This window comes from Gilvimarinus japonicus (assembly GCF_042847215.1).
GTDB classification, from domain to species: domain Bacteria; phylum Pseudomonadota; class Gammaproteobacteria; order Pseudomonadales; family Cellvibrionaceae; genus Gilvimarinus; species Gilvimarinus japonicus.
In genome coordinates, this window is record NZ_AP031500.1 from 78,458 (window position 1) to 91,323 (window position 12,866).

General features: G+C 52.2%; 6 protein-coding genes. 4 read left to right on the forward strand and 2 right to left on the reverse strand.

Annotated features, from left to right (window positions below):
* Positions 1-154: 154 nt before the first annotated feature.
* The 4 genes from ACGHAD_RS00345 (at position 155) to acnA (ending at position 10,434) form a co-directional block, all read left to right on the forward strand.
* The gene (locus ACGHAD_RS00345; protein ID WP_382414189.1) at positions 155-2,536 is read left to right on the forward strand and encodes a glycosyl hydrolase family 95 catalytic domain-containing protein; all 2,382 of its coding nucleotides are present in this window, start codon (positions 155-157) and stop codon (positions 2,534-2,536) included.
* A gap of 243 nt (positions 2,537-2,779) precedes the next feature.
* Positions 2,780-5,746 (forward strand): TonB-dependent receptor, encoded by a 2,967-nt coding sequence (locus ACGHAD_RS00350; RefSeq protein ID WP_382414187.1) that lies wholly within the window; start codon positions 2,780-2,782, stop codon positions 5,744-5,746.
* A gap of 50 nt (positions 5,747-5,796) precedes the next feature.
* A complete protein-coding gene (locus ACGHAD_RS00355; RefSeq protein WP_382414185.1) occupies positions 5,797-7,290 on the forward strand; it encodes a tryptophan halogenase family protein in 1,494 nt (497 codons plus the stop codon).
* 387 nt (positions 7,291-7,677) lie between these two features.
* Complete coding sequence (gene acnA, locus ACGHAD_RS00360; protein WP_382414183.1) at positions 7,678-10,434, forward strand: aconitate hydratase AcnA; 2,757 nt, start codon at positions 7,678-7,680, stop codon at positions 10,432-10,434.
* 39 nt (positions 10,435-10,473) lie between these two features.
* Here acnA and ACGHAD_RS00365 read toward each other — a convergent pair whose 3' ends face one another.
* Positions 10,474-11,439, reverse strand: a complete 966-nt coding sequence (locus tag ACGHAD_RS00365) for an integron integrase (RefSeq protein WP_382414181.1) — start codon at positions 11,437-11,439, stop codon at positions 10,474-10,476.
* Between the two features lie 40 nt (positions 11,440-11,479).
* On the reverse strand, positions 11,480-12,706 hold the full coding sequence (locus ACGHAD_RS00370; RefSeq protein WP_382417069.1) for an ISL3 family transposase: 1,227 nt from the start codon (positions 12,704-12,706) through the stop codon (positions 11,480-11,482).
* Positions 12,707-12,866: the final 160 nt, after the last annotated feature.

The window sequence follows — 12,866 nt, forward strand, 5'->3', positions numbered from 1 at the left end:
AATTAGGTCCGCTTAGGTTGGGATACCTAGGCGGAGTCACGGCCTGTGTAATCTGAAAATATTTGCACATATAAAAACATCTGCGTTATAACGTCCTCACTGGCTACCATAATCAACATAAATCACGAGGAGGCGGGTTAGCCGCCATAACCTTATGGGTGTGATCCAACCTAAAGCGATATTCTTTTCTCTGGCGATAACCGTTTTGTCTTTATCCGGCCAAACCGCCTGGGCCTCTCCTCTGCTTTGGTTTAACAGCCCGGCCAGTGACTGGGAGCAAGAAGGCATGCCCATCGGTAACGGCGCTATGGGAGCCGTTATTTTTGGCGGTGTCGAGCAGGAGGTGCTGCAGCTGAACGAAAAGACGCTCTGGGAGGGTGGCCCAGGCTCCAAACAGGGTTATGACTATGGTGTTCCGCCCAAGGGCGATCAGGTCGCCGCCCTGAGAAAAGTGCAAAAAACGCTTGCTGAACAAAGCAGTATGACACCCGAAGCCGCCGCCGAGTTGATGGGGCGCGACATCAAAGGCTACGGCAACTACCAAAACTTTGGTGAGTTAGAAATAGACATCGCGGGCCGGGGTGAGGTGAGTGATTATCGTCGCGAGCTGGATTTGGCGCGCGGTATCGCCACGGTTAGCTACCGGCGCGGTGGTGTTAACTACACGCGCGAGTACTTTTACAGTTACCCCGATCAGGTACTGGTCGCGCATCTAAGCGCCGATCAAGCGGATGCGATCAGCGTGAACGTGGTGTTGGATATTCCTGAAAATCGCAGCGCCACATTTACCCGCAAAGACGGCCTGCTGACGGTGGTTGGTGCACTCAAAGACAATGGTTTGATCTACGAAGGCCAAGTGGTGTTGCGCGCCAAAGGGGCTAAAGTCAGCTCTGGTAATCGTGACAATAGTCTTGCGGTGAAAAACGCTAGCAGCGTCACCTTGCTGTTTAGTGCCGCCACGAACTATCGTCAGCAATACCCCGATTACCGTGGCGATCATCCCCATCGCAGGCTCAATCAGACAGTGACAAAAGCGCGAGCAAAAACTCTGGCCCAGATACACGATGCTCATATACAGGATTACCAAGCGCTGTTTGGCCGGGTTAGTTTGGACATCGGTCAGGCCGAGCCGGAGTTGTCCACGCCAGAGCTGCTTGCTCACTACGGCAAAGGTGGCGCTGCCACAGATCGCGCGCTTGAGGCTTTGTACTTTCAGTTTGGCCGCTATTTATTAATTAGCTCATCCCGCGCCGGCAGTTTGCCCGCTAACTTGCAAGGGGTGTGGAATCACTCCAATACCCCGCCCTGGAACGCCGATTACCACGTCAACATTAACCTGCAGATGAATTATTGGCCGGCTCTAGTCACCAATTTAGCCGAGACAACCGAGCCGCTTTACGACTTTGTGGACTCGCTGGTAGCGCCCGGCCGTGTATCGGCAAAAAAGCTGGTGGGCGCCGAGGGCTGGACGTTGTTTCTCAATACCAATATTTACGGCTTTACGGGTGTTATCGCCTGGCCAACGGCTTTTTGGCAACCTGAATCCGCCGCTTGGTTGATGCAGCACTACTACGAGCATTACCTGTTTACCGGCGATGAGACGTTCCTCGCCGAGCGCGCATACCCGATTATGAAAGAAGCGGCCCGGTTTTGGCTCGACGCGCTCGTCGAAGATCAAGGCGCTTTAGTGGTTAGCCCAAGCTTCTCTCCCGAACACGGCGACTTTACCGTGGCCGCGGCCATGAGCCAGCAAATCGTCACCGAGCTATTGCGCAACACCCGTGCGGCGGCTCAGCAACTCGGCGATCAAGCGTTTGCCCTCAGGTTAGAAGCGGCGCTTGCCAAGCTCGACCCAGGTTTACGTATCGGCGGCTGGGGACAACTGCAAGAGTGGCGCGAGGACGTAGATGAAAAAGACAACCAGCATCGGCATGTCTCGCAACTGTACGCGTTGCACCCTGGCCGGGTTATCAGCCCGGCGCAAACACCCAAGTTGGCCGAGGCCGCCAAAGTCACACTGAATGCTCGTGGTGACGGCGGCACTGGCTGGTCGCAAGCCTGGAAGATCAACTTTTGGGCGCGCCTGCTGGATGGCGACCGTGCCCACAAAGTGCTGGGTGAGCAGTTTAAACGCAGCACTTTACCCAACCTGTGGGACAACCACCCACCGTTTCAGATCGACGGCAATTTTGGCGCTACGGCGGGTATGGCCGAGATGCTGCTGCAAAGCCACACCGGCCACGTGACCCTGTTGCCGGCGCTGCCCAGCGCTTGGCCCGAGGGCCGGGTAACAGGCTTGCGAGCACGGGGTGATCTAACGGTGGATATCGCCTGGCAAGAGGGCGCCTTAACCGAGGCGGTGCTGCTGGCCGGTCGCAGTGGCAATTACGCATTGCTGAATAACGGTTATCAGATCAAAAGTAGTGACTCGGGCCGCCCGCTAAATACCCGGCTGGAAGATGGCGTTTTACGTTTTACGCTTGATGCGGGCAAGCGTTACCGAGTGACGTTAAAAGAGCCAAAGCCTGCCTTATAAACATGAACCGCCGCCCCGCAGGGCGGCGGCACAAAAGAGACTCCTGTACGGATATTTTATATAGAAAAGTGTTTGCGCTTATGAAATCTATGGGTTATAAAGTGCTCATATATGAAAACATTTTAAGTTTCTACGAGGACACAGTCTCAACTTGTCCTCGGGCCGGCTCCGCCGGTTAACGCCATAACAAACACTACAGCCCGCGGTTGCCAGCCGTACGATAATAAATAGAGGAGTGCTCTCGTGATCAATGCTAAACAGCAGTCAAATTTTGGTGCCCATACGTTACTTAAAACCAGCGTCTCGGTGTTCGTCTTAACCGCCTTGGGTGTCGTTACCCCGGCATTAGCACAAACCGATGATGGTGCCGCTGAAGATGTAATGCTTGAGGAAATCTTAGTTCAGGGCCAGCGTGCCAGTATTGAGTCTGCTCAAGCCATTAAGCGCAATGCTGACGGTATTGTTGATTCTATTGTCGCTGAGGATATTGGCAAATTACCTGATCGCAGTGTGACTGACGCGCTACAGCGCGTTCCAGGTGTAGCGGTTTCACGCTTTGATACACCCTCGGATCCCGAACACTTTGCCGGTGAGGGTGCTGGGGTAAATATTCGCGGTTTGCCACAAGTGCGGGGTGAATTGAACGGGCGCGATATTTTTTCGGCTGACGGTGGTCGTGGGTTGAGCTTCGATGATGTGCCCGCCGAGCTAATGGCTGGTGTCGATGTGCATAAAACTCCAACGGCCGATATGATCGAAGGTGGTTTAGGTGGCATCGTTAATTTGCGCACGCGCATGCCTTTCGACTCTGATGGTCAGGTTGTGAGTGCAACGGTAAAAACTAATTATGGGGACTTGATCGAGGAGGCCAACCTAGAATATTCCGGCCTTTATAGTAACCGCTGGGACACTGGTATTGGTGAATTTGGTCTGTTATTGGACTTCTCCTCCTCTACGATTCAATCTCGCGCTGACAACTTTTATGTTCGCGCTTTTCACCCCCGTGTGCCGGGTACAACGACCGAGATCGAAGCGGATCGTACCGTATACGTGCCACGCGGGGCAGACTGGCGCCGTAACGATTACGAGCGTAAGCGTGACGGTCAGTACATCGCTCTGCAATGGGCTCCCAACGAAGATGCCGAGTTCTTTCTTACAGCTTTTCGCAGTGAGGCTGAGCGCTCTTGGTTAGAAAACGGCTTTTTTGTTGACGCCGGCGGCAGCTTTGCTACCTATTTGCCGTCCAAAGGTGCGGACGACTGGACCTATGACGGCAACGACGCCTTGATTAGTGGAACCATCACCACAGCACAAGGTAATGGCGTACCCTTTGGTACCAGTACCCGCCTGTCCGATAACACATCTGAAACAACCGACATCTCAACCGGTTTTAAATGGCATTTGTCGGATCAGCTGTTTATCAGCGGTGATTTTCAATACGTAGACTCAAGCTCTGAAGGCGAAGACAACACGCTGGGTCTGGTCGCCTACCCTGATCAGATTACGGTGTCCGATCTCAACACGACCGACGGTACCCCTTCGGTTGGTGTGCAGGACGGTTTCTTGTCGGATTACCGCAATTACAGCTACGGCCAGATGATGCAAATCCTGTCAAAGAACACCGCCGACTCTACCGCGGGGCGCTTAGATGTGGAGTATAGTTTTGACGACTCTATTGTTAAGTCAGTTAAGGCGGGTGTGCGCTTTTCAGAAAAGTCAGCGGATAACCGTGGCGGTAACACCTGGTCGGCACGTTATCAGCCTTGGATGGTGGGCTCATCTTGGGAGCCTTTCCCCTCAAGTGACGCACTACCTAAAATCGATAATCCTCAGTACCTGACAGAGTTTTCGTTCGACGATTTCCAGCGCGGCGACACCAGTGTTCCCACCACCGGGATGATGTTCCAGCGCGACCTGCTGAATGACTTTGAGAGTATTACTGACGCTATTGTTGCCGCGACTCCAAGCGGTAGCTCGGCACCCGATTACAGCTTTGTGGATTTTGACTCGCCCGATAATATCAATACTCAGGAAGAAGAAACTCAAGCCGCTTATGTCCGTATGGATTTCGGCTTTGAAGAGCTGAGTATGCCTATCCGCGGTAATATCGGTGTGCGTTATGTGCAAACCGACAACCTCGCCAAAGGTCAGCTCAGCTTCCCGACCTTTTCGGTGCCAACCGGTGAGACCGATGATCAGGGTAATGCCATCAGTGAGGAGCCTTTCTACCAGCCCGATCAGGTGTACGAAGGCCAAAACAGTTACTCCAACGTCCTGCCTAGCTTGAACTTACAAATGGAGGCGACCGATGAACTGATGTTTCGTTTCGGTGCTTCAAAGGGTATTTGGCGGCCTGAATTCTCCCGCCTGAAAGCCGTTTTAGCACTAAGCGCGGCATTTAAAGATAACGTTGAGCAGCCCGAGACAATTGACGACTTTGACGAGAGCATGGTGAATTTCACGCTCGACTCTCAGGAAACTAACCCTTACTTAGAGCCAATGGAGGCCAATCAATACGACTTGACCGCCGAGTGGTACTTTAATGAAAACGGCGGCATGGTGTACGCAGCGGTATTCCGCAAAGATGTATCTGATTTCTTCCGGGTTTCGACCACGACGCTGGATGAGTTTGAAGGTTTTCAGGATGTAACGGCTACTCACGTTATTAATACTGGCGAGGCAGAAATCAATGGGCTTGAGGTGGGGCTGACAAAGTTCTTTGATGAACTCCCGGAGCCCTTTGACGGCTTTGGCGTGCAAGCGAACTACACCTATTTGGATTCAAGTGCTGACGTTGATGAGAGCACGGCCCCGGTGGACACTGATGGAGGAAGCTATGACGAGCAGCCTCTGGAGGGGATCTCGGAGCACACGTATAACCTGATGGCGATGTACGAAAAGTACGGTTTTTATAGTCGGTTGGCTTATAACTGGCGCAGCGAGCAGCTACTATCGGTAGGCCCAAATGGCTGGAATGGCACAAATGAGGGAGTCACCTGGAATTTGCCGGTCTATTCTGACGATTACGGCCAACTCGACTTCACCATGGGTTACAACTTCAACGATAATTGGTCGATTAACTTTGAAGCCTACAACCTCAGCCAATCTAAGCAACGTGGCATTATTAAGCAGACCGGCGCAGGCGAGCACACCGCCTTTGTTTACAGTCAGGATACCCGCTATTCTCTGGGCATCAGAGCTAGTTTTTAGCGTATTCGCTCGCCCGGTCTAGTACCGGGCACACTGTAATCGGTGATGTTATGCCTTATAAAGTGAATAAAGTGGTGATCGTTGGTGGCGGTACTAGTGGGTGGATGGCCGCGGCCACTCTCGCCGAGCGCTACCGCCAGCACAACTTACGTATCGAGTTAATTGAATCCGACCAGATTAGTGCCGTGGGGGTGGGAGAGGCAACTGTTCCCGGGCTGATGCGGCTACATCAAAACTTAGGTATTTCTGAGCGCGAATTCATCAAAGCTACTAACGCGACGTTTAAGCTTGGCATTGAGTTTATTGATTGGCATTCAATCGGACAGCGCTTTTTTCACCCGTTCTCGGCGTTTGGCGCACCTATCAACGGCCAGCCTTTTTATCCCTGCTGGCTTAAGTCTCGCGACAATGGATGTGCACATGAGCTGGAGGCTTTTAGCCTTTCTACCGCTATGGCGCGTCAAGGTCGTTTTGCACAGCCCAATGATGAGGCTACCAATCCACTGGCACTTTATAGTTACGCTTACCATTTTGATGCGACTCTTTACGCACAGTTTTTGCGCAAGTATGCCGAGTCGCGCGGCGTAAAACGTACAGAAGGTAAAGTTACACGTGTCGAAAACCACGCCAGTACAGGGGCGATTACCGGAGTGCAGCTTCAGCAAGGCGCGTTTATCGAGGGGGATTTGTTTATCGACTGCACAGGTTTTACCGGTGTGCTGATTAAGCAAAACCTAGGCGTTGACTTTGATGATTGGTCACACTGGCTACCTTGCGATCGGGCCGTCGTGGTACAGACACAAAACACCAGTGCACCGCTACCTTATACTCAATCGATTGCCCGCGAAGCTGGCTGGCAATGGCGGATTCCGTTGGAGCAGCGCAAAGGTAATGGCTTGGTGTACTCCAGTGCCTACTTGAGTGACGATGAAGCGGCGGGCAGTTTGCTTAAATATGTGGATGGCAAATTGCTAACCGAGCCACGGCAGTTGCGTTTTAAGGCTGGTATGCGCAGCGTATTTTGGCAATACAATTGCGTTGCACTGGGCCTTTCCGGCGGGTTTATTGAGCCACTTGAATCTACCTCTATTTCGCTGATTCAAACCGGGCTTGAAAAGCTTATGCAGTCCATGCCCGAGCTGGAGGTCACCGAGTCGGCAGTAGCTCAGGCAAATCGCCTCAATCGCGCGGAATACGAGCGTATCCGCGACTTTATTATCCTGCATTACAAAGCCAGCGGCCGGCGCGATACGGCGTTTTGGCGTGATGTCAGTGCCATGGATGTGCCGGATACATTGACCGAAAAGATGTGTGCCTTTGCCGACGATGGCCGAATATTGCTAGGCGAGCAAGAGTCGTTTACCGAGCAGAGCTGGATCGCACTGTTTCATGGTCTGGGGTTGCGCCCGCAGTCTTTGCCTGTCTCTATGCAGCAGCTCGACAGCCAGAAGCTCACCCGTATGATCGATGGCATGGCCCACTCTATTGCTCTGGGCGCTCAGTGTGCCCCATCACATCACGAATTTCTCCAAACGCTCGATTGATTTTTATATAAAAAACTATTTGCTTCAGTAAAAAAGTACGCGTTAGAATGATCGGGTGGTTTCCTGTCCTACGACATGGTCATGGTGATTATTGTCTGGTGCAGTGAAGTTGTGATCTCTCCTTGTAATCGTGTATAGCCACGCTTACGGTTGTAATCGGTATTTTTCGATACGGCGGCGCGCCTAAATAACATTGTTTGGGTGGCCGTCGCTTTTTACTTTTTTGCTCACCCTTCACCAATTTACAAACCCAATCGAGCAAATCCTTGGCGAATTGTGCAATGCCGCCTCAAATTGACCTATTCTTAGTATGTTATAACTGACATGGAGCGTTTTCCGCCTCAATGAGTGGTCGGCGTAATCCTTGCTTAATCAATCGTGATATTAATGAGTCAACCGGAGGTTGTGGTGAGCGACAGCTTTAAATCCCGCAGTACGTTGCGCGTTAACGACAAAGATTACACCTATTACCGGCTAGGAGCGCTGGCCGATCAGTACGACTTAAAGCGCCTGCCTTTTTGTTTAAAAATCTTGCTAGAGAATTTGCTGCGCAAAGAAGACGGCAAAAACGTCTCGCGCGAGGATATTGACACCCTGTGCCGCTGGAAGGGCTCCGATAAAGCCTCCGAGCAAGTCAACTTTACCCCCGCGCGGGTGGTGTTGCAGGATTTTACCGGTGTGCCAGCAGTGGTAGATTTAGCCGCCATGCGCGCGGCGATGCGCGATTTAAAGGGCGATCCGGCCAAAATTAATCCGCTGGGGGCGGTCGATCTGGTCATCGATCACTCGGTGATGGTCGACTACTACGGCAACCCCGATTCGCTGCAAAAAAATACCGAGAAAGAGTTTGAGCGCAACAACGAGCGCTACCAGTTTTTGCGCTGGGGTCAAAAAGCGTTTTCTAACTTTCGCGTGGTGCCGCCCGGCACCGGTATTGTGCACCAAGTTAACCTAGAGTATTTGGCCAAAGTCGTGATGCTCGAAGAGCACGGCGACGAGCTAGTTGCCCTGCCCGATACCTTAGTGGGCACCGACTCTCACACCACCATGATTAACGGCCTGGGGGTGTTGGGCTGGGGCGTCGGTGGTATTGAGGCCGAGGCGGCTATGTTAGGCCAGCCCATTACTATGCTAATTCCCGAGGTTGTCGGTTTTGAGCTAAAAGGTGAGCTGCCGCCATCGGCTACTGCCACCGACTTAGTGCTAACCGTCACCCAGATGCTGCGTGAGCGCGGCGTGGTGGGTAAGTTTGTCGAATTTTACGGCCCCGGGCTTGCCAAACTGCCATTAGCCGACCGAGCCACCATCGCCAATATGGCGCCCGAGTATGGCGCCACCTGCGGTATCTTCCCTGTCGATGACGAAACTCTGCGTTATATGGAGCTAACCGGTCGCGATCAGGAGCAAATCGATTTAGTCGAGGCCTACGCCAAAGAGCAAGACCTATGGCGTAACGATGACGACCCGGTCGCCGACTACAGTGATACGCTGCAGCTCGATATGAATGACGTGGTGCCAAGCTTGGCCGGCCCCAAACGTCCGCAAGATCGCATTGCCCTCACCGACGCTAAATCGGCGTTTGCCACCTTGCTGCAAAAAGAGCTAGACGAAGCCGACGAGGTGATCACCACCGACGCCGACTCGCGTTTTGTGAGCGAGGGGGGCCAAACCGCCATCGATAACACCAACCTACATGAGCGCGGTGCGGTGCCAGTCGAGATGAACGGCCAAGAGTTTATGCTTAAGCACGGCGCCGTCGTGATTGCCGCCATTACCTCTTGCACCAATACCTCCAACCCCGCCGTATTAGTCGCCGCCGGTCTGGTTGCTAAAAAAGCTCAAGCGTTGGGGCTAATGACTAAACCCTGGGTTAAAACCTCCTTTGCGCCTGGCTCACAAGTGGTTCCGGCGTATATGCAAAACGCCGGGTTACTGCAGCCGCTGGCCGATTTAGGTTTTGATATTGTCGGCTTTGGTTGCACCACTTGTATCGGTAACTCGGGTCCTTTGCCGCCGCCGGTGCAAAATGCGGTGCGCGCAGGCGATTTGCTGGTCGCCGGGGTGCTCTCGGGTAACCGCAACTTTGAGGGGCGCATTCACCAGGATGTACAAGCCAACTATCTGGCCTCACCGCCATTGGTGGTTGCTTATGCATTGGCGGGCAATATGAACGTCGACTTGCTTAACGAGCCGCTGGGCGAGAGTGCAGACGGTAAACCCGTCTACCTAAAAGACATTTGGCCCAGCCCTGCCGAGGTGGCCGACACCATTGCCAGCGCCATGACCGATGGCCTGTACAAAGACAAATACGCCGATGTGTTCACCGGCACTGATAACTGGCGCGCGCTACCGGCCCCCGAAGATGAAATTTACACCTGGCCTGAATCCACCTATGTGAAAAAGCCGCCTTACTTTGACGGCATCACCATGGATTTACCCGAGCCGCCGGACATTAGCGATGCGCGCTGTTTGGTTAAAGTGGGCGACTCTATTACTACCGACCATATCTCACCCGCTGGTGCCATCAAGCCCGATAGCCCTGCTGGTGAATACCTTAAAAGTAAAGGTATTGCCCCCGAAGACTTTAATAGCTACGGCTCGCGTCGCGGTAACGATGACGTAATGGTGCGGGGTACCTTTGCCAACGTGCGGCTTAAAAACCAAATGGCCCCCGGCACCGAGGGCGGCTGGACCACCTATCTGCCCACCGACGAGCAAATGAGCATCTTCGATGCCTCGCAAAAATACCAAGCCGAGGGCACGCCTCTAGTGGTGTTGGCGGGCAAAGAATACGGCACCGGCTCTAGCCGCGACTGGGCCGCTAAAGGCACTAACTTGTTGGGTATTAAAGCCGTCATCGCGCAAAGCTTTGAGCGCATTCACCGCTCTAACTTAGTGGGCTTTGGAGTCCTGCCGCTGCAGTTTAAAGAGGGCGAGTCTATCGAGTCGCTCGGTTTAGATGGCAGTGAAGTGTTCGACATTGAGGCTATTGATGGCGAGCCTAAAACCCTAAACGTTACCGCCGTTAAAGGTGACGATAAAAAATCCTTTGAGGTAGATGTCCGCATTGACACCGCCGTAGAATGGGATTACTACCGCCACGGTGGGATTCTGCATTACGTATTAAGGCAGTTGGCGGGTTAAGTCTAAAAGCACAAAAGCGCTGGGGTAGTGCCCCGGCGTTTACTGCGTTAGTGCATCGAGCGGACTAGTCGTGCCTGCGTAGTGCTGTCCTAAAACGTGCGTATATATCTGGGTTGTTTTCACATCATTATGTCCAAGCAACTCCTGAACGGTACGGATATCGTGCCCCTGCTGTAATAAATGGGTTGCGAAGGAATGCCGAAACGTATGCGCGGTTACCCGCTGACGTGTAATGCCGGCTTTGTTCTTCGCATAATTAATGGCTTTTCGAACAACAGAATCATGTAGGTGATGGCGACAAGGCTTGCCACTATACGGGTTAGTACAAATATTGGTAGCTGGAAATACATACATCCACGCCTGTGTTTTGAATGCGCTTGGGTATTTTCGATCTATTGCGTGGGGTAAAGATGGGCCAAGTCCCTGCGCATTATCTTGTCGCTGAACCTTCAAACTGTACTCTATTGCTAGGTGCAAATTATCAACTGCGCTATGACTTAACAGTGTTTGCCGGTCTTTTTTACCTTTGCCGTCGCGTACGGTGAGGCACAACCTGTGAAAATCAACATCTTGTACTCTTAATCGCAAACACTCAGCGACCCGTAGCCCGCTGCCATATAATAGTGAAATAATCAGATGGTTGCGGCCCTCCAGCTGAGAAAGTATTGCGTATACCTGATCAGGCCGCAATACGGTGGGAAGCTGTCTTTGCTTCTGGGCTAACGAGAATCCGAGTTCGCCAAGCTCTTTTTTTAATATTTTATGATAAAGAAATACAAGAGCATTCAAGGCGACCTTCTGGGTATTTACGGCAACACGCCGATCATTTGCCAGCCAAGAAAGGTAATCCTTTACTTGCTCTGAGCCCAATATCTGCGGGTGCTGCTTTTTATGAAATAAAATAAATTGCCGTATCCAATACAAATAAGATTTCTCAGTGCGTATGCTATAACCGCGTAATCGAATTTCTTGTCGAATCATCTCTAAAAAAGGGCTGCGTGACATGTAAAGCCTCTTTCCTTGGCTGTTGTTATATGGGTCTTCCCTAATTCAGGTGGGCGGGAATTAAACACAGCCCTCCCAATTGAAACAGTATGGCCGTCTTAAACCGTTCCTTATTTCTGAATCCTCGCGCACGTACCTTCAACAGTTTTATTCTGCTATTGATACTTTCTGCTCCAGCATTGCTTTTTCTATGAACGATCGCGTTGATGATTCCCCAGAGATTCTTCTTAATGCTAGCCGCCACTGTTTTAATCGGAGTTAGCCTGGAGCGGGCCGCCCATCCGTACCAACGAGCCCAAGCTCTCTGAGCCCAACCTCGAGTAGAATAGTTCCATAACTGCATGGCGTATTGCCTAATTGCCCATGCTCGAGCGGTTTTCTTTGCCACTTTAGACAGTGAGTTGATAGTGTCCCAGTGATGGCTTTTTAACTTACCTTCGGAGCGCAACCAGTTAAAGCGGGATAGGTGCAAAGGCCTTCTTTGATCAGCTGGGGCGAACCGCATCTCTCCCTTTCTGACAGAATCGACGGCTTTGTTTAAATCCATCGCTACGTGGAATTTATCAAAGCAGATTTTTTGTTCCCAGCCATCCACATGTTCTTTGGTGGCCGAAAGGTAGGCCGGCGACATGTCCATGCTAACGGTTTGAATTGAGTCGAGTTCTCGCTCCGATAAGCTCGTATAGAAGGCCGCAAGGCTGCTCTTTGAGCGGTCATCCTGGACATCGACGACCTGGCCTGATTCATTGGAGACAATGGTTATGTATTTGTGGCCTTTCTTGCTACTAACTTCATCCACGGCTATATGCTGGTAGTCCACCGACTCACGGGCCGAAAGCCCCCGCGCCACGGCACGACGCATAATTCCATCAGTGGCGTTCCAGCTCAGCCCAAGGCGGCGGCTCACTGCGTTAATGCTGGCCTCTTTAAGCCACTGAATCGCCATTGCTTCGAACAGTAACGTAAAGCGTGAATTTCTTTCGGCCCACGGGACATTGACCTGCAAAACACCGTGCTCGGGGCATTTTGCTCTGGGTACAGCGCCATGAACAATGGTCTGAAACTGGCAAGTGTCTAGGTGCCGCCAACTCTTATCGCGGGTATCGTACCGGGGACATGCGCAACCGCACTCAGGGCATAGGGTCTCAGCATCCCGGTCGTGCTCGGTGTAGACATGGACCACCCCGTCCTTAGACAGCTCGACATGCTCAACTGCCCAAGGCTCTTGAAGCCCAAGAATGCTCTCGTAAAGTGATAGCTCGTCCATTAGTTGTCCAAGGATCAAATATGACAAATTCGAGCTTGGTATTTTAGATGGAGAGTGAGGAGATGGCTATGATTCCACCCGAATAGGGGAAGACCCTGTTATATACAGGTGTATCGAAAGGTATAGTAACTAAGCGCACGGTTTGCAAACATTACGGCTC